This is a genomic window from Streptomyces sp. MMG1121 (assembly GCF_001280015.1).
In the GTDB taxonomy this organism is placed as follows: Bacteria; Actinomycetota; Actinomycetes; order Streptomycetales; family Streptomycetaceae; genus Streptomyces.
This window is the reverse complement of record NZ_LGDV01000190.1, coordinates 132,410-151,881: the sequence shown is the minus strand read 5'-3', so window position 1 is coordinate 151,881 and position 19,472 is coordinate 132,410. Positions and strand designations below refer to the sequence as shown.

General features: G+C 71.9%; 18 protein-coding genes. All 18 read right to left on the bottom strand.

Annotated features, from left to right (window positions below; all coding sequences use genetic code 11):
- Nucleotides 1-271 precede the first annotated feature (271 nt).
- The 18 genes from ADK64_RS20160 to ADK64_RS20075 all read right to left on the bottom strand — a co-directional run bounded on the left by ADK64_RS20160 (nt 272) and on the right by ADK64_RS20075 (nt 19,429).
- Nucleotides 272-1,174: a LysR family transcriptional regulator gene (locus tag ADK64_RS20160; RefSeq protein WP_053660925.1), complete on the bottom strand. Its 903-nt coding sequence runs from the start codon at nt 1,172-1,174 to the stop codon at nt 272-274.
- Nucleotides 1,175-1,360: 186 nt separating this feature from the next.
- Entirely contained in the window at nt 1,361-2,644 is a 1,284-nt protein-coding gene (locus ADK64_RS20155) for a multidrug effflux MFS transporter (RefSeq protein WP_053660923.1), read from the bottom strand.
- A gap of 41 nt (nt 2,645-2,685) precedes the next feature.
- Complete coding sequence (locus ADK64_RS20150; protein WP_078992736.1) at nt 2,686-4,116, bottom strand: FAD-binding protein; 1,431 nt, start codon at nt 4,114-4,116, stop codon at nt 2,686-2,688.
- A gap of 105 nt (nt 4,117-4,221) precedes the next feature.
- Nucleotides 4,222-4,419 (bottom strand): tautomerase family protein, encoded by a 198-nt coding sequence (locus ADK64_RS20145; RefSeq protein WP_053661209.1) that lies wholly within the window; start codon nt 4,417-4,419, stop codon nt 4,222-4,224.
- Nucleotides 4,420-4,633: 214 nt separating this feature from the next.
- Nucleotides 4,634-6,091, bottom strand: a complete 1,458-nt coding sequence (locus ADK64_RS20140) for an aldehyde dehydrogenase family protein (RefSeq protein WP_199829657.1) — start codon at nt 6,089-6,091, stop codon at nt 4,634-4,636.
- 55 nt (nt 6,092-6,146) lie between these two features.
- Complete coding sequence (locus ADK64_RS20135; protein WP_053660917.1) at nt 6,147-7,040, bottom strand: isocitrate lyase/phosphoenolpyruvate mutase family protein; 894 nt, start codon at nt 7,038-7,040, stop codon at nt 6,147-6,149.
- A 74-nt stretch (nt 7,041-7,114) separates the two neighbouring features.
- The gene (locus tag ADK64_RS20130) at nt 7,115-7,720 is read right to left on the bottom strand and encodes a thiamine pyrophosphate-dependent enzyme (protein WP_053660915.1); all 606 of its coding nucleotides are present in this window, start codon (nt 7,718-7,720) and stop codon (nt 7,115-7,117) included.
- On the bottom strand, nt 7,720-8,244 hold the full coding sequence (locus ADK64_RS20125) for a thiamine pyrophosphate-binding protein (RefSeq protein ID WP_053660913.1): 525 nt from the start codon (nt 8,242-8,244) through the stop codon (nt 7,720-7,722). The genes ADK64_RS20130 and ADK64_RS20125 overlap by 1 nt, the downstream gene beginning before the upstream one ends.
- A gap of 41 nt (nt 8,245-8,285) precedes the next feature.
- A complete protein-coding gene (locus ADK64_RS20120; protein WP_053660911.1) occupies nt 8,286-9,608 on the bottom strand; it encodes an ATP-grasp domain-containing protein in 1,323 nt (440 codons plus the stop codon).
- Nucleotides 9,605-10,636, bottom strand: a complete 1,032-nt coding sequence (locus tag ADK64_RS46015; RefSeq protein ID WP_053660909.1) for a hypothetical protein — start codon at nt 10,634-10,636, stop codon at nt 9,605-9,607. Before ADK64_RS46015 ends, ADK64_RS20120 begins: the two co-directional genes overlap by 4 nt.
- 52 nt (nt 10,637-10,688) lie before the next feature.
- Entirely contained in the window at nt 10,689-11,546 is an 858-nt protein-coding gene (locus ADK64_RS20110; RefSeq protein ID WP_053660907.1) for a TauD/TfdA family dioxygenase, read from the bottom strand.
- A 43-nt stretch (nt 11,547-11,589) separates the two neighbouring features.
- On the bottom strand, nt 11,590-12,033 hold the full coding sequence (locus tag ADK64_RS20105) for a hypothetical protein (RefSeq protein WP_053660905.1): 444 nt from the start codon (nt 12,031-12,033) through the stop codon (nt 11,590-11,592).
- Entirely contained in the window at nt 12,030-13,379 is a 1,350-nt protein-coding gene (locus ADK64_RS20100; RefSeq protein ID WP_053660903.1) for a cation:proton antiporter, read from the bottom strand. Before ADK64_RS20100 ends, ADK64_RS20105 begins: the two co-directional genes overlap by 4 nt.
- A complete protein-coding gene (locus ADK64_RS20095) occupies nt 13,372-14,676 on the bottom strand; it encodes a sulfate adenylyltransferase subunit 1 (protein ID WP_053660901.1) in 1,305 nt (434 codons plus the stop codon). Before ADK64_RS20095 ends, ADK64_RS20100 begins: the two co-directional genes overlap by 8 nt.
- A complete protein-coding gene (gene cysD / locus ADK64_RS20090; protein WP_053660899.1) occupies nt 14,676-15,596 on the bottom strand; it encodes a sulfate adenylyltransferase subunit CysD in 921 nt (306 codons plus the stop codon). Before cysD ends, ADK64_RS20095 begins: the two co-directional genes overlap by 1 nt.
- Nucleotides 15,593-16,174 carry an adenylyl-sulfate kinase gene (gene cysC, locus ADK64_RS20085; protein ID WP_234384646.1) on the bottom strand — a complete coding sequence of 194 codons (582 nt, stop codon included), beginning with the start codon at nt 16,172-16,174 and terminating at the stop codon, nt 15,593-15,595. The genes cysD and cysC overlap by 4 nt, the downstream gene beginning before the upstream one ends.
- The gene (locus ADK64_RS45100) at nt 16,171-18,186 is read right to left on the bottom strand and encodes an inositol monophosphatase family protein (protein ID WP_107093024.1); all 2,016 of its coding nucleotides are present in this window, start codon (nt 18,184-18,186) and stop codon (nt 16,171-16,173) included. The genes cysC and ADK64_RS45100 overlap by 4 nt, the downstream gene beginning before the upstream one ends.
- Nucleotides 18,152-19,429 carry an MFS transporter gene (locus tag ADK64_RS20075; RefSeq protein WP_053660896.1) on the bottom strand — a complete coding sequence of 426 codons (1,278 nt, stop codon included), beginning with the start codon at nt 19,427-19,429 and terminating at the stop codon, nt 18,152-18,154. Before ADK64_RS20075 ends, ADK64_RS45100 begins: the two co-directional genes overlap by 35 nt.
- Between the last annotated feature and the right edge of the window lie 43 nt (nt 19,430-19,472).

Sequence of the window (19,472 nt, the reverse complement as noted above, 5' to 3'; positions counted from 1 at the left end):
GCAGTTGGCGGGGTGACAGGCGCGTGTAAATCCGTCGCGACACGACGGATTAAATGAGAGTTAACACGCTGTTATTTCGGCGGGATTTTTGGCAAACCAAATCCCATACCACACATCACCCCGTCGACGAACTTCACGATTCGACTGCCCATACTCTTCAGCCGGAAAGAACGTCGGCGGAGCAAAAACCGGAAGTTCGTCTGCTCAGAACGTATCGCATGTCCTCCAGCAAAGCCCAACGGAAGAGTAAAGAAACGACCATGCGGCTCCTTCAGTTCTCCCCCGCAACTTTCCGGCGAACCTCCGTACTTGTTGCCGTCAGCAAGTCCAGGCGTGCCGGGTCCGCGTTTTCCCGCAGCGCGAGGGACATCCGGATGGTGATGGGCTCCCCGGTGAGCGGAAGCAGCGCGATCCGGCGGGAGGACACCGTATTGGCCGCCGTCGGGTACATCAGGGTCCAGCCGGCCGCACCCGCGCCGATCTCGGCGAGGGTGTCCTGGAGCGCGGTGGAGGGCGGTCCGAAGGCCGGCTCGAAACCCGCCTCGCGGCAGGCCGAGACGACGGTGTCGAAGAGCACCGGGTTCTCCCCGCGCGAGGCCATGCGCAGGGGCAGCCCGGCCAGGTCGGCCAGGTCCAGGCGGTCGCGTTCGGCCAGCGGGTGCGAGGCGGCCAGCGCGACCACCAGCGGGTCGTACCAGAGCGTGAGAAGCCGCAGGCCAGGGGCGTGGTCGACGCCTCGCACAAAGGCCGCGTCCAGTCGTCCGGCGCGTACCTCCTCCAGGCGGGTGTGGGCGTCGAGGGTCTGGAACTCGAAGCGGGTGCCGGCACCGCGGTCGGGCAGCGCGTCCAGGAAGTCGTCCAGCCGTTGCCCCAGGGCGGAGCTGATGCCGACGCGGAAGGTGGACGCGCTCTGCTCGGCGAGCCGCTGGGCCTTGTCGGCGAAGGAGTCCAGCGCCTTCAGCAGTTCCCGGCCCTCGGGCAGCAGCGCCCGGCCGACCGCGGTCAGGGTGACCGTACGGCTGGAACGGTCGAAGAGCTGCGTGCGCAGTTCCCGCTCCAGCCGGCGCACCTGCTGGCTGACCGCGGGCTGGCCTATGTGCAGCCGCTCGGCCGCCCTGCCGAAATGGAGCTCCTCGGCGACGGCGACGAAGTACTGAATCTGGCGTAGTTCCACAGGATCCCCCTACTGCTCAGGACGATCCCTGTTACTGAACGGTGAAGCATTCCTGCCCGCGGGATCGCCGCGGCAGGATCCTCGCACACCGGGCGGCGGCACCCGCCACCGGGCGGGAGCCGCTCTCACGATCGTGCGGTTTTATTTACGGCCGGATGTTTTTTTATTCATCACGACCGGTTTTGTTTACTCAGCGGTAGCTCCTTGCAAATCACCGGCCCGCTTGTCGTCGGCGCGGAATTCATCGTCCCGCCTCTGCACACCGGAGGACTGTCGCGCCGCCAGCGAAAGAAACAGAGCGAAGGCGCAGATTCCCACCAGTGCGGCGACCACCACGAACCAGCCCAGGGCGAACAGATCGCCCGCCGGCAGCCGGCTGGAGAGGAAGATTCCCAGGGAGGCGGCCAGCAACTGGAGTGCGCCCATCAGTCCGGACGCCGACCCGGCCGTCGAGCGGAAAGTCGTCACCCCCGCGCTCATCGACAGCGGCAGCAGGAAGCCGTTGCCGAAGGTCATTACCGGCATGAATACGAGGACCAGCAGGCCCCAGGGCCGGCCGGCCCCGCTCAGCCCCAGGCCGAGCATCATCAGCGCACCGGCCAGGAAGAACCCGTGGCCCATCCACAGCAGCTGGTTGACGGGCCGCTTGCGGACCAGGGTGCGCGAGGTGAGGTTGCCCGCGACGTACGCGATCGAGACGGTGATGTAGCAGTAGCTGGTGGTCTCGGTCGCCAGGCCCATCTTCTCGAAGACGAGCGGGGAGGCGGCCAGGTAGCCGAAGTAACCGCCGTACGCCACCGCCAGATTGACCGTGTACGCCCAGAACAGCGGACGGGTCAGCAGCTTCGGGTAGCCCTTGAGCGTGGCACCGAGATGCTTGCTGCGCCGCTCCGCCGGCAGGCTCTCGGGGATCGAGGTGACCATCACGACCAGCGTCACCAGGCCGAGCAGCGCGGTCACCACGAACGGCGCGCGCCAGGAGACGTACGTGGTCAGATAGCCGCCGACCAGAGGGGCGACGGACGGGGAGACACCCACGATCGGCATGACCGTGGCGAACATCCGGGCCGCGTCCTTCTCCTCGTACAGGTCGCTGATCACGGCCCGGCCGAGCACCATGCCCGATCCGGCGCCCAGCGCCTGGAGGAGTCGGCCGGCGCCGAACACCTCGACCGTGGGCGCCATCGCGCACACCAGCGAGGCCACGACGAACAGGCCGAGCCCGGAGACGATGACGCCCTTGCGGCCGTACGCGTCCGAGATCGGCCCGTAGACCGCCTGCGAGACCGCGATGCCGATCATGAACGCGCTGAACGTCCACTGCACGGACGCGACCGGGGTGTGAAAGGCGTGCGCGGTGGCCGGCACGCCCGGCAGATTGATGTCGGAGGCGAACAGGCCACCGGCGTTCAGCGAGCACAGCACGGCGAGCAACAGCGCGTAGGGCGTGCGTGTCGATGCGGTCTTCATGGCAGGCGACTTCCTGGGTCGAAAGCGGGTCGGGGGCGGGTTCACCCGGCGGGGGCCGGTGCCCGGGCGATCTCCGCCCCGGCCGTCCGGCCGAACGTCAGCGCCCGCAGCACCGACGTGGCCCCCGGATAGCGGCTGTAGTAGAGCCCGGCGGTCTCGCCGACGGCGTACAGGCCCTCGATGGGCCGGCCCCGCTCGGTCAGCACCCGCGACCGGGCGTCGGTCCGCAGGCCGCCGAAGGTGAAGGTGATGGCGCAGTGCACCGGCCAGGCCATGTACGGACCGGTGTCCAGCTCCACGGCCCAGTTGGACTTCGGCGGCACGAGGCCGACGGTGTGCTTGCCGTCCAGCCGCGCCGGATCGTAGGCGGCGGTGGACCGGCAGGCGTCGTTGAACCGTGCGACGGTCCAGCTCAGCTCGTCGGGCGCGAGGTCCAGCTTGCGGGCCAGCTCGTCGATGGTCGGGGCGGTGATCGGGTCCTTGTCCGTCAGCAGCGACCGCTCGTGCCCCTCGATCCGCACCAGCTTGGCGTCGCAGATCAGATACGCGGACTGCCGGGCCTCCCGCCAGATCCGGTAGGCGACCTCACCGAAGGTGTTGTCGGGGGTGTCCGCCCCCTCGTCCAGGAAGCGCCGCCCGTCCGCGTTGACGAGGATCCCGTACGGGTAGGCCATGACGAGTGCCTCGGCCTGATGGCTGCGCGGGTCCACGGGCTCGCCGTGGAAGCGGTCGTACTGCCCGCTGCGGGCGGCCCCCACCGCCACCGCCATCTCGATGCCCTCGCCCCTGTTGTTCTTGCCGCCGGGTGCGACGGGACGCAACTCACCGCCGGTGGGGCCCACATGACGCTCCAGCAGTTCCGGGTTCCCCTGGAATCCGCCGCACGCCAGGACGACCCGCCGGGCGGCGATGTGCCGCAGCCTGCCGCCCTCCTGCACCCGCACTCCGTCGACGGCGCCGAAGGCATCGGTGCTCAGCGAGGTGGCCCGTGCCCCGTAGGCGATCGAACCGCCCAGCCTCTCCAGCGATGTGGCGAGCCCGGCCACGAGTGCGGCGCCGCCGCCGACGGGCATCAGCCGGGGGCCGCGCGAGGTGACGAAGTAGGTCGGCCGGGTCTCGAACCGCACGCCGTGGTGGTCGGCGAGCCAGCGCACGGTCGGCTCCGCGTTCTCGCACAGCGCCGAGATCTGCTCGGCGTCCGACTGCCCCTCGCCCAGCTCGTGCATCCGGCTCGCGAAGTCGTCCGCCGGCGTGCCGTCCGCGGCGAGCCGGAAGAACGAGCCGGTCCAGGCGGTGTTCCCGCCGCGGTTGTAGCGGCTGGACCGCTCCAGGACCAGCACCCGGCTGCCCGGGGCGTTCTCCGCGAAGCTGACCGCGGTCGCCAGGCCGCCCGCACCGCACCCCACGACCAGCAGATCCAGGGGATCCGCGGCGTCGGACGACAGTGCGGCGGTGTCGGGCACATCGCTCACGGCGGCTCTTCAACTCCTGTTCGGATGCGGGGGCCGGGGAGCCGTTTCCGGACCGGGACGGGGGAGACTCGGCCCGGAAACGGCGGCTGCGGGGCGGCTGCGGGGTCAGCGCTTGGCGGCTCGGGCCGCGAGCGTCTCGCCGGCGATCGACCAGCTGTCGGTACCGATCTCCTGCACGGTCACCCACACGCTCTCCGGCTTGGCGCCGGTGGCCTTCACATACGCGTCGGTCAGCTCACGGACCAGCTCGGCCTTCTGCTCGGCGGTCTTGCCGGGGGTCTGCTGCACGTGGATGAGAGGCATGGTGTTCTCCGGGAGGTCGAGGCGGAACGGACGCCGTACGGTTCCGGGCCCGCGGGCCGGGGAACCGGCGTGGATCCAGTCCAACACCGGGCCGGAGGCCGTCCAAGACGCAATCCGATCTGGCACCGATCACGAATCGTGATGAGGGAACGAAAAAAAGCCCCCTGGAACTGCGATGTCGCAGTTCCAGGGGGCACTTGCGTGGCGGCAGACGTCAGTACGAGATACAGGCCGTACGCCACTGGGTGTAGAAGTCCCAGACCTGGGGGGAGCATTCGGCCGGGCCGTACTGGGACTCCTTCGCACCGATGTGGGGCATGTGCGGGTAGGCGCCCACGCCGGGACGGTTGACGTGGAGCATGCCCGCCTCGACACGGTCGAGGGCCTCGAGGGCGAGCGACGGGTTCCGGGTGAACACCGCGGCGGCCATTCCGTAGCGCACCGAGTTGACGATGCGCAGCCCGTCGTCCAGACCGTCGCACACGAGCACCGACAGGACCGGACCGAAGATCTCCTCCTGGGCGATGTAGCTGTCCGGCCGTACCCCGTCCAGCACCGTCGGGGCCATGAAGTAGCCCTCCGGCACCCCTTCGGTGACGCGGTGGCCTCCGCTCACCACGACAGCGCCTTCCGCGGTCGCCAGCAGGATGCCGTTCAGACACGCCTCGAGGCGTTCGGCGCTGATCACCGGGCCCAGCGCGGCCGCGGTGTCCATGCCGGTGCCGACGCGCAGCCCGGCGGCGCGTTCCGCCAGGCGGGCCACCAGCTCGCGGTGCACGGAGCGGTCCACCACCACCCTGCTGGTCGCGGAACACCGCTGTCCCGCCTGCCCGAAGGCACCGGCCGTGATCGCGTCCGCGGCCTCGTCGAGGTCGGCGTCCGCGAGGACCAGGGCAGCGTTCTTCCCGCCCATCTCCAGCTGGGTGCGCAGGAAACGCGGGGCGCCCGCGGTATGGATGGCCCGGCCCACCTCCACCGAACCGGTGAACGAGATGCCGGCCACCACCGGGTCCGCGACCAACGCCTCCCCCACCTCGCGCCCACCGTGCACCAGGTTCAGCGCCCCGCCCCCGGCACCGGCCTGAACGAAGCAGTCCACCAGGAGCGATGCGGTCAGCGGGGTGAGCGGGGACGGCTTGAGGACGCTGGTGCAGCCCGCGAGCAGGGCGGGGGCGACCTTCCACGCCGGGATCGCCAGCGGGAAGTTCCACGGGGTGACGAGGCCGACGACGCCGATGGGCTCACGCCGGGTCAGGGCCAGGGTGCGCGGGTTGTCCGCGGGCAGCGTGGCGCCCCCCAGCCGACGGCCCTCACCGGCCGTGTACTCCAGGACGTCGACCGTGCGGTCGACCTCGCCGAACGCCTCGGACAGCAGCTTGCCGTGCTCCCGCGTGATCGTCTCGGCGAACTCCTGACGGCGCTCGGCCACCAGCCGGGCCGCCCGCATCACGATCTCGCCGCGCCGTACCGAACCGAGCGACTGCCAGGCCGGGAGCGCGGCCCGCGCGGCCGCGACCGCCGCCTGTGCGTCGGCGGTCGCGGAGTCGGCACTGCGGCTGACGACCTCCGTGAGGTCGCCCGGATTGCGATGTTCCTGGGTGCGGCCCGATCGAGCGTCGCACCACCGGCCCGCGATGTGGTTGCGGGCGTCGGCAACGGCTCGGTCGGCCACGGCTCGGCGAGGCTCCATTGTGGTCCCTTCTGTGGCTCGGTGCGGACGGCTCGGATCAGCCGAGGGCGGAGTACGTGGCGGTCAGTTCGTCGTGCCGCTCCTGGCGGGCCAGCAGCTCGTCCACCTTCTGCAGGGCGAAGACGTCCTTCAGGCCGGCGATGGACTCCTCCACCGCGAGGGTGGAGCCGGCCGCGCCGATCTGGGCGAGGACGTCGCGCATGGCCGTGATGGAGGCCCGCAGGCCCTGGTTGGCGTAGATCACGGCGCCGAAGCCGCGCTCGGCCAGCTCGGCCGCGGTCACCTGCGGGTACGTGGTGGGGACGACGATGACCGGCAGGGCGCCGTCGTAGGCGGCCCGGAAGGCGTAGACCTCGTCCGGGGTGGCGCGCTTGGAGTGGATGAGCAGGGCGTCGGCGCCCGCCGCCTCGTAGACCGCCGCGCGGCGCAGGGCCTCGTCCATGCCGGCCCCGGCGATGAGGGCCTCGATACGGGCCACCACGACGAAGTCCTCGTCGCGCCGGGCCTCCTTGGCCGCCGTGATCTTGGCGGCGAAGTCACCGACCGGCGCGAGGTCCTGGTGTCCTTCCACGAAGCTGTTCAGCTTGGGGAACTGCTTGTCCTCGATGCAGACACCGGCCAGGCCGCGCGACTCGTACGAGCGCACCATGTGGGCCACGTTGCCGACGCCGCCGAAGCCGGAGTCGCAGTCCGCCAGCACCGGTATGTCCACGGCGCCGGCGATCTCGGCGGCCGCCTCCAGACATTCCGCCATGGACAGGATGTTGGCGTCCGGCAGCGCACGGGCGGCGGAGATCTCCAGACCGCTGGCCCAGATCGCCTCGAAGCCGGCCTCCTCGCCGAGCTTGGCGCTGAGCGCGCTGTGCGCGCCCATCAGACGGGTGATCGAGGAACCGGTGAGCCCGTCGCGCAGGGTGCGGGTCTTGGACATGGGGTGCTCCTGGGAGGTCGGTGAAGAAGAACGAAGGGGAAGAAAGGGGGAACGGAAGGGAGTTGACGACACGATCAGGCTGCGGGCGCCGCTGCCACGGGCGGGTTGAGCGCACCGTGCACGCGCTGGACGATTTCCTGCGGGGTGTGGGTCACCCGGCGGCCGGGGCCGCCGGTGCGCGGGGCCGTCAGGGCGTGCAGCAGAACCGGCCCCTCACCGGTGGTCAGGCGGACCGCGCGCAGAGCGGCACCGTCCTCGACGCGTGCGGCGTCGCGGTAGCCGGACGCCAGTGCCAGGGCGACGAAGTCGGAGCGCTGGACGGTGTGCTGACCGCCGGTGCTCTCGTGCATGCCGTTGTCGACGACCACGTGCAGCAGCTCGGCATCGGACGCGGCGATCAACGGCAGGACGCCGAGGTTCATCAGCAGCGAGCCGTCGCCGTCCAGGGCGATGACGGTGCGGCCGGGCCGGGCTAGGGCGACGCCGAGGGCGATGGGCGCGGCCATGCCCATGGAGCCGACGAGGTAGAAGTTCTCCGGGCGGTCGGCGGCGTTGAACAGCTCCCGGCTGGTGAAACCGCACGTGGAGACGATGACGGCGTCCGGGTGGCGGGTGAGCAGCTCGCCGGCCACCTCGGTCAGGCTCAGCGCGGGCGCGGCAGGGAACGGCTGTGCGGACATCAGATGCCTTCCCGGACGATGAGCACGCCGCAGCGCTGCTCCTGGTCCATGCGGTCGATGACTTCGGAGACGGAACGGGCCGGATCGGCGGAGTCCAGCACGGTGTGCGGCAGCGCGAACAGGTCGAGCAGACGCAGCAGTTCGGCGCCGATCACGTCGTGCTCGACGGCGTCGTTGCCGTCGTGGCCGCGCCAGCTGACGACGAGCAGCACCGGGACGTCGTAGATGAGGTTGAACGAGGTCAGGACGTTCAGGCAGTAGCCGAGCCCGGAGTTCTGCATCAGGACCACGGCCCGTTCTCCGGCGACCACGGCGCCCGAGGCGATGCCGACGGCGCTGTCCTCACGGGGGGCGGGCACATAGCGCAGGGCGGCGAGGCGGGCGTCGTCGCCCGGTTCCTCCAGCAGCCGGAACGCGCCGTTGAGCAGGCTGCAGGGCACTCCCGTGGCGAGGCGGTAGCCGTGGTCGACGAGGCTGTGCAGCAGATCGCGGGCGGTGGTCGAGCCCACGGTGGACGTGTGCATGGGCACCTTCCGTTTCGGATGGTTCAGGGCGTTCGGACGGTTCAGGACGTCGGGGCCGGGGACGGCTGGCGGCCGTCGGCGGCGAGCGGGGCGAACTCGGCCCGGTAGCTGTCCACGACCCGTTCGGCCGCGTCCAGGCTGGTCCGCACGTCCTCGCCGGTGACGAGGAACGTCAGGATGTTGTAGGGGCGGTCCGGGTGCAGCTCGGCGCCCGGCGCGAAGCGGGTCTTGCAGAACACCAGCTGCGGGAAGGCCGCGAGCAGTTCCTCGCGCGAGGTCTGGCGGACCAGGGTCACGGCCTCGTTGGGGGGCGGTACGGAGCGGTAGAGCGCGTACCGGACGGACGGGTAGCGGCCCTCGGCGGGGCGGCCGAGCGCCAGACGCATGATGTCCGCCTCGATGTCGGAGCCGCCGGCGGCCCGCAGAAGGTGGCCGATCGGCCCGCCCAGCCGGGCGTTGAGCTCGATGCAGGCCGGTCCGTCCGGGGTGAGCTTCAACTCCAGGTGGGTGGCGCCCCAGCGGATGCCCATCGCCTCGATGATCCGCCCGGCATGGTCCAGCACCTGCCGGCGCCGGGCCTCGGGCAGCGAGGTGGGCATCACGTCGCCGGTCTCCACGAACCCGTCGAGCGGCAGCTTGTCGGTGATCGCCACATGGGTGATCCGGCCGTCCTCGACCAGCGACTCGACGCTGACGTAGTCGCCGAAGCCGGGTTCCTCGTACCAGGCGTCGCCGACCAGCAACTGCTCCAGCACGAACAGCGGTTCGGGGTCGAACAGCGGGGACTCCCGGTACGCCGCGAGCGCCTCGCGCAGCCGGCGGCGCAGCTCGGCCTCGTCCGCCACCTTGGTCACCAGGAAGCTGGCCGCGCCGTGCACCGGCTTGAGCACGGCGGGGAATCCCACCTCGGTGGCGGCCGCGGGGATGTCCGCCTCGCCGCGGATCTCCCGGAACCGGATCCGCTCGACGCCGGCCTCGCGCAGCCGGCGCCGCTGGGCGAGCTTGGACTGCGCCGTGCGCACCGTCTCCGGCGGGTTTCCGGGCAGTCCGAGGCGCTGCTGGGCCTCGGCCTGGGCGACGATCAGCGGCTCGCCGAAGGTCGCCACCCCATGGACGGGCCGCCGCCGGTGGAGGTCCGCCAGCAGGTCGGGGATGCGGTGGTGGTCGTCGGTGGTGAGCCACGCGCCGTCGAAGGTCCGCTTCCAGTGCTCCCGGACGCGCTCCACGGTGGCGGCCGGCGTGCCGCCCTGGTACCAGACGACGCTGACCTCGGTGGTCACGGCACCGGCGGCGGCGAGCGCGGCGTCCGGCGAGATGCCCCCGGCTCCCAGCAACAGGACCAGGTGGGACGGCCCGGCGCTCACCGGGCGCCCGCCGCCACGGGCTGGCGCAGGCCCGCGATGAGCCGCTCCAGGTCGTCCTCGTCGTGCGGGTCGACCAGTTCGACGCCCATGCCACGGCCCACGCGTTCCCGGGCCGCCAGCACATTGCGGTGCGGCACGCCGTGGACCGGCGGGATGGTGATGCCGTTCTGGGTCAGCCAGGCGTCCGCGCCGAGCGAGGCCATGGTGTCCGAGGGCACCAGGACCAGGGCGCGGGCAGCGGCCGCGAGACCGGGGTCGCGCAGGATGCCGGGGATGCCGGCGCCCCACAGGTCGCCGCCGAGTTCGGCGACGACGATCTCGGCGCCCTCTTCGGTGAGCCGGCCCACGAGATGGCGGGCGGCACCGACCACGGTGTCGGCCGGGTGGCCGTAGGTGGTGGCCAGGCCCGCGTCGACGAAGTCGGCCGCGCAGTGGGCCCCGGCGTCGGCGAGCGTCAGCAGGTCGCGCAGCCGGCCCGTGCCGGCGAGCTTGGTGACCCCCACCCGCATCCCGTGCCGGGCGGCCAGCTGGTGGACCAGGGCCGAGGCGAAGGTGGTCTTGCCGACCTCGGCGGCGGTGCCGCCCACGAACACCACCGGGGTGGCGGGGGCCGAGGGCGCGGTGCGGGGGCGCAGGCTGATCACGCGGCCCTGTCCGTCGGCGGCGAGCCCGACGAGTTCCAGCGCGGTCGCCGGGCCGAGCGAGGCCGGCGAGGAGGCCGCTGTGCCGATCACACCGCCGACCGCCAGGAGATCGGCGGGGGCACCGGCGGTGACGGGCAGACCGCCCTCGGGCAGTCCGCCGTAGATGGACGTGGTGGAGTGGCGCTCGCCGAGGACGCCGACGATCTCGTCACCGGGTCGGATGCGGACGTCCCGGCCGTGTGTGTTCTCGACCCGCGGATAGGCGCCCACGCGGATGACGCGGGCGATGACCAGGTCGCCGGCCCGCCCGGTGCCCTCGACGGCCGTCGGCCGCTCGGTGAGTGCCTGGGCGCCACGGGTGCAGCTCGCGATGACTGTGCTCATGTCTCGTTCCGTGAAAGGGGAAGGGGGATGTCTCGGGTGCGGCGGCCCGCGGCTACTGGATGTTGACGCTCCAGATCGTGCGGGGATTGACCGACTGCGCGCCGGCGCCGTCCGCCCGCGCGGCCACGACCTCCTCGCGGCCGTGGCCGTAGCGGTCGTTGTCGATGACGACGAGGTCGCCGGACCGCATGACGTACGAGTGCCGTACGGCGGGGTCGTTGGCGATCAGCTGGAAGCGGGTGACGGCCTCGAACCAGCGCTCGCCGCCGTCGAGGGACTCGGCGGCCTTGCGCAGCCGGTCCAGGTTCTGCGGCAGGCGGGCCGCGCAGTCGTCGGCCACGGGGGTGCGGCGGGGGGTGCCGGGCAGGTACAGGAAGGGCAGTCCGGACGGCGGCTCGTCCAGGTGCGAGGCGGGGAAGCTCATCGCCAGTCCGGTGAGCAGCCGCAGGTCCTCCGCCCAGTGCTCGGGGTGGCGGGTGCGCAGCTCGGCGAGGACGTCGCCCCAGCGCACGATCAGTGATTCGCCGTTGTGGCCGGGGTCGAAGTCCTGCCAGCCGGGGTCGGTCATCAGCATGGCCAGGAACAGCGGGCGACGCCGGGCGAAGGAGCGGCCCGAGTGCATCGGCAGCGATCCGGCCTTCTCCTGGACCCGTTCGGGTCCGTCGGCGTGCGGGGCCCGGCAGCGTACGACGTTGACGGCCTCGTGCAGCGTGTACGCCGACTTCGTTGATCCGGCCGCGTAATTGGGGCAGAGGTCGCCGAGCCTCGACAGCAGGGCGGTGTACCGGTCCACGTCCACGGGGAAGTTGCGGAGGTAGGCGAGCCGGTGCTCCGCGACGGAGGCGAGGGCCGCCGTTTCGATCTCCTGCGGCGAGCGGCCGGAGCAGTCGAAGGCGAGGTGCGCGAACATGAGTTGGGGTCTCCCGGGAAGAAGGGCTGAGCCCGCGAAGCGGTCAGCGGGGTGGCAGCAGGCCGTGCTCGTCGAGCAGGGCGAGGAGCCACCCGGCCGTCGGGGGCGTGGCGTCGTCGCGGGCCGGCGGCTCGAGGAACGCGGTGCCGGCGCGCCGGTGCCGGTCACGGACCTCGGCCCGCGCCGTGCGCACCGGCTCGGGGTCCGCGGTGTCCGCTCCGGCGGGAATCACCAGCGCGAGAATCCCGTTGCGGGCCAGGATCTCGGCGATCATGCCGACCCGCCGGACCGCGGACCCGGCGCTCCGGTCGGCTTCGCAGAGCTGGTCGCCGGTGCCGGGGGCGGGCAGCGCCAGCACCTCGACCCGGCGGTGGTGACGCGTGCGCAGCACGTCCGCGAGTTCGGCGGCGACGGCGGGTCGGACCGGTCCCGCGAGCCACAGCGTGGCGCCGGGGCGGCAGGTGCAGACGACGGGCGCGGTGCTCACGCTGCCTCCACGGTGGCCGCGGCCGCGGTCCGGTCGTCGGGCACCGGCCGCAGCGGTTCGGTGCGCTCCAGCTGACCGCGGGCGATCGCCCGTTCCAGCCAGCCGCCCGCCATCAGCGAGGTGAGGACGGCGAGGAGCACCAGCGTGGTGAACAGCGTCGCGTCGATGATCCCGGCGTCGTACGACAACGTGGCCAGGACGATGCCGGGGCCGCCCCGGGCGTTCATGGCGACGGCCAGGTTGAGCGACTTGACCGGAGTGCACCGCGCCCAGCGCGCCCCCGCGTACACACTGCCCGCCTTGACCGCGCAGGCGAAGACAAGGAAGAGCAGGGTCAGCACGGGGTCGAAGGAGTGGACCAGGTCCAGCTTCAGGCCGACCACGGCGAAGTACACCGGGATGAAGAAGTTCGCCGCGAAGACGTGCACCGCCTGGGTGTCCTGGTCGCGGGTCGTCCCGGCGCCGCGCCAGCCCGTCGCCAGCCCGACGGCGAAGGCACCGTACATGGGGGTGACGCCGAGGAAGAGGCAGACCGCGGCGGCGGCGAGTACGAGGGCCAGCTGGACGGCGACCGGGGTGGGCCGCAGGGCGGCACCGGGGGCCCGGCCACGGGTGCCGAGCCTGCGCCAGGCCACGCCGCCCGCGGCCGCCAGGCCGAGGAAGGCGACCGACACCAGCGCGTGGTAGACGACACCGGCGCCCCCCGAGCCGATGCCGAGCAACTCCCCCGCTCCGAAGGCGTCGTGCTTGCCGTCGTGCACGATGCCGAGCGCGATCGCGATGACGACGTTGAGGGCGATGTCCTCCAGGACGGCCACCGACAGCACGACGCGGGCGAAGGCGGTGCCGATGATGCCGAGGTCGATCATGATGCGCGAGATCACCGGGATGCTGGTGACGGCCACGGCACAGGCCAGGATCAGGATCAGCGCGGTGCGGTTGCCGGCCGTCCCCTCCAGCCCGGACACGTCCACGACCGAGACCAGCGCCAGTCCGAGGGCGAACGGCACGCCCATGCCGACCACGGCGACGATCCCCACCGTGCGGCTGTCCCGGCGGGAGAACACCGAGCGCATCTGGACGCCGGCGAGGAACATCAGGAGCAGCGTGCCGAGTTGGTAGACCAGGGACAGGCCGGAGGCGGCCGGGCCCGTCTTCGGGAAGAGCCACTCCTGCGCGTGCGGGGCGAGGAGCCCGAACAGGGACGGGCCGAAAAGCAGACCCCCGGTGATCTCACCGATCACCGGGGGCTGGCGGAAGCGGGCGAAGAGCCGGCCCGTCAGATGCGCCGCCAGCAGCAGCGTCACGATCCCGGCCAGGCTCCGGAACAGATCGAGGTCAGTCATCCTGTGGTCGCCTTTCGAGGAGGACACCGGCCATGCCGGCCGTGCGTGTGGTTCCGTCGGCCGGGTCGACCAGGAGGAAGGAGCCCGTGGTCCGGTTGTCCGTGTAGGCATCGAGCGCCAGCGGTTCCGCGGTGCGCAGCACGATGTGTCCGATGTCGTTGACCGACAGCCCCTCGTCGGCGCGATGACCGTCGAGCGTGTCGATGTCGATCCGCCGGCGGATCTCGCGGACCACCGCCCGCACCGTGCGCGTGGTGTGTTTGACCAGCACCTTGTCGCCCTCGCGCAGGGGGCGTTCGTGCAGATGGCACACCGTCGCCTCGACGTCACGGGTCAGACGGGGCGGCGGGTCCGCCACGAGCAGGTCACCGCGCGAGATGTCGAGGTCCTCGGCGAGCCGTACGGTGACCGACTGGCCGGCCGCTGCCCGGTCGGTGACGGTGCCCAGTGCGTCGATGCCGCAGACGGTGCCCGTACGGCCGGACGGCAGCACGGTCACGGTGTCGCCGGTCCTCAGCTCCCCGGAGGCCAGCCGCCCGGCGTAGCCGCGGTAGTCGCGGAACTCGCCGTGCTGCGGCCGGATCACGTACTGGACCGGGAGGCGGGCCGGGACGCCGGCCGGGTCCGGTGCGGTGTGCACCGTCTCCAGGTGCTCCAGGAGGGTCGGTCCGGCGTACCAGTCCATGCGGGTGGAGGGTTCCACGACGTTGTCGCCGACGAGGGCCGAGAGGGGGACGGCGACGACGGCGTCGAGGCCGAGCCGGGTCGCGTACGCCGTGAACTCCTCGGCGATCCGGGCGAACACGGCCTCGTCGTAGCCGACGAGGTCCATCTTGTTCACGGCGAGCACCACGTGCGGCACGCGCAGCAGGGCGGCCACGGCGGCGTGCCTGCGGGTCTGCTCCAGCACGCCGTTGCGGGCGTCCACCAGCACGACGGCCAGGTCGGCGGTGGAGGCACCGGTGACCATGTTGCGGGTGTACTGCACGTGGCCCGGGGTATCGGCGAGGATGAAGCGGCGGCGGGGCGTGGCGAAGTAGCGGTAGGCCACGTCGATGGTGATGCCCTGTTCGCGTTCGGCGCGCAGGCCGTCGGTCAGCAGGGCCAGGTCGGGGCCGGTCTGCCCGCGCCGCCGCGAGGCCGCCTCGACCGCCTCCAGCTGGTCGGCGAGGACCGACTTGGAGTCGTGCAGCAGCCTCCCGACCAGGGTGGACTTGCCGTCGTCGACGGATCCGGCGGTGGCGAAGCGCAGCAGCGCCGTGTGCTGCCCGGTGGGACGCTCGGTGGTGATGCTCATCAGAAGTACCCCTCGCGCTTGCGGTCTTCCATGGCGGCCTCGGAGAGCTTGTCGTCCGCCCGGGTGGCGCCGCGCTCGGTGAGCCGGCTGGCGGCGATCTCGGCGATCACCTCGGTGACGGTCGCCGCCCCGGAGTCGACCGCTCCGGTGCAGGACATGTCGCCGACGGTGCGGTAGCGGACCAACCGGGTCTCGACGCGCTCGCCGTCCTTCGGCCCGCCCCAGGTGCCGGGTGTGAGCCACATGCCGGCGCGGGCGAAGACCTGCCGCTCGTGGGCGAAGTAGATGCCGGGCAGCTCGGTCTCCTCCCGCTCGATGTACTGCCACACGTCCAGCTCGGTCCAGTTGGACAGCGGGAACACCCGGACGTGCTCGCCGGGGGCGTGCCGGCCGTTGTAGAGGTCCCACAGCTCCGGGCGCTGCCGGCGCGGGTCCCAGGCCCCGAACTCGTCGCGCAGCGAGAACACCCGTTCCTTGGCGCGCGCCTTCTCCTCGTCGCGCCGGCCGCCTCCGCACACCGCGTCGAAGCGGTGGCGCTCGATGGCGTCGAGCAGGGGCACGGTCTGCAGCGGGTTGCGGGTGCCGTCGGGCCGCTCGGTGAGCCGGCCGTCGTCGAGGAAGTCCTGGACGCGGGCCACGTGCAGGGTCAGCCGGTGCTCGGCGACGACGCGGTCGCGGTGGGCGAGGACCTCGGGGAAGTTGTGGCCGGTGTCCACGTGCAGCAGCGAGAACGGCACCGGCGCCGGCCAGAAGGCCTTCAGCGCGAGGTGCAGCATCACGATGGAGTCCTTGCCGCCGGAGAAGAGGATCACCGGGCGTTCGAACTCGCCGGCCACTTCGCGGAGGATGTGGACCGATTCCGCCTCCAGCGTGTCCAGGTGGGTGGGTCGGAGCACGGGGGCATGCGTCACGGTCGTCATGCCAGTCCCTTCTGGGTGAGCAGTCGGTGCAGCTCGGCGACGGACTCGGCGATGGTCCGGCCGTCGGTACGCAGCCGCAGATCAGGCGTCTTCGGCACCTCGTAGGGGTCGTCGACGCCGGTCAGGTGGTGGATCTCGCCCGCGGCCTGCCGGGCGTACAGGCCCTTCACGTCCCGCTCGGAGCAGACGTCGAGCGGGGTGGCGACGTGCACTTCGAGGAACGGGGTCGCGGCGGCCAGGTGCCGGGTGCGCACCGCCGCCCGGGCTTCGGCGTAGGGGGCGATCACGGGAACCAGGACGAGAACGCCGTGCGCGGCGATCTTCTGGGCGACGAAACCGATCCGGGTCACGTTGGTGTAGCGGTCCTCCCGGCTGAACCCCAGGCCCTTGGAGAGGAACGCGCGGATCTCGTCGCCGTCGAGCACGTCCGTCCGGTGGCCCTCGCCGCGCAACCGCTCGGCCAGGGCTGTGGCCAGGGTGGTCTTGCCGGCGCTGGGCAGACCGGTGAGCCACACGGTGGCGCCCTTCGGGGCCGTACGGGACCCGTGCACGGGAGCGTGGTGCGGGGCGGGGTTCACGGGCTGTCCTCCGTCGCGGTCCCGGCATCCGTCTCCCGGCGGATCGCGGCCAGCAGCCGCGGGGCGTCACCGGTCCGACAGACCAGCAGGTCGGGCAGGTAGGGGTCGGCCTGGTTGTAACGCGGGGCCGAGCCGTCCAGGCGGGAGACGTGCAGGCCGGCGGCGAGGGCGACGGCGGCCGGTGCCGCCGAGTCCCACTCGTACTGGCCGCCCGCGTGCACATAGGCCCGTGCCCGCCCGAGCAGCACGGCCGCCGTCTTGGCACCGGCCGACCCCATGCCGGCCAGTTCGGCGCCGATCCGCTCGGCGACCCTGGGCAGGAACGCGGGCGGACGGGTCCGGCTGCCGAGGACGGGCAGAGCCGCCGCGTCGTCGGCCGGGCCGGGGTGGGATCGCGCGGTGGACAGGGTGATGCCCTGGGCCGGGAGGGCCACGGCGCCGGCCACCAGCCGGCCACGGGACCACAGGGCGACGTGCACGGCCCAGTCGTCGCGTCCGGGCTCGGCGAACTCGCGGGTCCCGTCGAGCGGATCCACGATCCAGACCCGGTCGGCGGTGAGCCGCGCGGGGTCCGCCACACCCTCCTCGGACAGGACGGCGTCCGAGGGGCGGTGCCGGGCCAGTTCCGCCGCCAGGAACGCGTGCGAGCGGGAGTCGCCGAGTTTCCGCAGCGGGCCGGGGTCGTCCGAGGCGGACTCGGAGCGGAGCGCGAGCAGCAGCGCGCCCGCCTCCTCGGCCAGCCGATGGGCCAGCTCGTGATCGTCGGGGGCGCACCCCGTCCCGTCGTAGGCGCGGGAGGTATCCCCCTCGGCGACGACGGTCGTGGTGGCGAACAGCCGCTCGATCCAGCGCTCCAGCCCGGCGGGGTCGCGGCCCGCCACCATCCCGGACAGGGGGAGGTGTTCGGGCCGGTAGGAGTGCTTGCGCCGGCTGGCCGTGCCCGGGGCGGCCAGGTGGTGGCCGATGACCGACGGGTCCTGGAGCAGCCCGTCGGCGACCCGTACGGTGAGGGCGGCGCCCTGGTGCACATGGCCCGGGAAGAGGAAGAAGCCGTGGTGCAGGTCCGGGCGTGCCGGGCCGGTCAGCCGGGTGGCCAGGGCACCCTCCACGTCCGAGGCCATGTCGAGGGTGTGGAGATGGACGCCGGTGCGGCGTTCGGTGGCCTGCACGATGTAACCGCCGCCGCAGCGCGCGGCCACTTCCATGAAGACGGGTCCGTCCGCGGTCATGATCGCTTCGAGGTGGAAGGTGAGCGTCTCGCCGCCCAGGGCACGGACACAGCGGACCGCCCAGTCGGCCAGCTCCGGGTGGTCGAGCTGGACGGAACCCACCGGCTCGCCGTTCTCGAACCGCAGCGGTGTGCCGATGTACCGGGAGGTCTCGACGACGACGGCCTCGCCCTGGAAGAGATAGCCGTCGACGTGCCAGATCGGCCCCTCGACGTATTCCTCCAGTTCGAAACGCGAAGCGAACTCCTCGCCCTCCAGCTCCTGTTGGGTGCGCGCGAACTGCCACGCCTCGGCGACGGACGCGAAGAGCCGCACGCCCTGGCTGCCGCCCTCGTCGCGGGGCTTGACGATGGTCGGACCCTGCCAGGGCGCGCGGGGAGCCGGTTCGGTGCCGAGCAGATCCGCCGGCAGATAGCGCGGCACCCGGAAGCCGGCGGCGCCCACGGAGCGCTTCATCGCCACCTTGTCGCGGAAGTTCCGGGCGACCTCCGGCAGCATGCCGGGGATGCCGAACTCGGCGCGCAGTTCGGCGGCCGGGGTGATCAGCTGTTCGTGCCGGGCGAGGATCCGGTCGTACGGCTCCTGGGCTGCCAGCAGCGGACGCAGCTGGTCGGCGACGGGCCGCGCGGGGTCCCAGGAGACCTTCTCGCACCGGATGCGAGAGGGGATGTTGTCGAGGTATTCGGGTGCGCCCGCATAGGTGACGTCGTGCGCCGAGTGGTCGATGGCCCGCTCGTACCCGAGCCGGTCAAACAGGTTCTGGTGCAGGACCAGGATCCGCAACGGGTTTCTCCTTGAGGGTGAGGTGGACGACGGCCCAGGCGGCCACGCCGCACAAGCCCATGAAGAGGAAGAGCTGCGCACTGCCGAACGCCGACAGCAGGAGTCCTCCGGTGGCCGGTCCGGCTCCGAGGCCGAGGTTGCGCAGCGTGGACGCGCCGAAGTAGGTGGCCCGCATGTCGGCGGGCGCCAGCTCGTCGACCACCACGCTGGCGGTGGGCACCACCAGCACCTCGGCCAGGCTCACCAGGACCACGAGGGTGACCAGGCCGGCCCGGCCGAGCGCGACGCAGAAGAACACCAGGCACACCAGCGCGAACAGCGCGTTGCCCAGCAGGATGGTCCGGCGGGAGCCGATCCTCTTGGCGATGGCCGTGGCGGGCGGCTGCAGCACGATGACCGCGATCGCGTTCACGGTGAGCAGCACCGAGAAGAACCGCACGCCGTCGGCGAACCGGCCGCTGACGATCGCGGAGAGATTCGTCTCGATCTGGCAGTAGGCGAGGGCGAAGAGGATCATCGAGACCGTCAGGCCGCGGAACACCCGGTCGGTGCCCAGCACCCTGAGCGCCTCGGTGAAGCTCCGGCGCTCGGACTGGTCGGACCGCTCGGCCGTCCGGGCGAAGGCGGTGTTCCGCGTGAGCCGCCAGAAGCCGACCGCGAAGGCCAGGTAGCAGCACCCCGAGATGACGAAGGCGGCGCGGTCGGAGGCGATCCCGAGGAAGGCTCCGGCGGGCGGTCCGACGGCCACGGCGCAGTTGGTCAGCACATAGCGGTGGCGGAACACCGTCGGCCGGCGCTCCTTGGGCAGGCTGTCGGCCATCAGCACCTGGGTGACGGGCCAGAAGAAGGCCGACATGACCCCGAAGCAGGTGTTGAGCACGCCGAACAGCACGGGGAAGGCCGCGGATCCGTGCAGGAAGGTGGCGGTCAGGAAGAACAGCAGGAACACCAGGGCGGTGCCGAACTGGCCGACCAGCAGCACCCGTCGCCTGCCCACCCGGTCGGCGAGGACACCGCTGAAGAACCCGGCGCCGAGGGAGCCGATCTGGTTGAGCCCGACGATGATGCCGATGACGTACGGCGGTGCGTCGACGTTCCTGCTCAGATAGATCGTCATGAACGGTATGCAGAGGAAGGAGACCAGCTTCAGCACGAAGGTGCCGGACATGGTGACCAGGACCAGGGGGTTTCGGTACACGGCGAAATCCCCTCCCCGGATCTCCTCGGACGTGGCGCCCTGCATGGCATTCCTCTCGTCTGCGGCCGGGAACGCCGAAGCGGGCCGG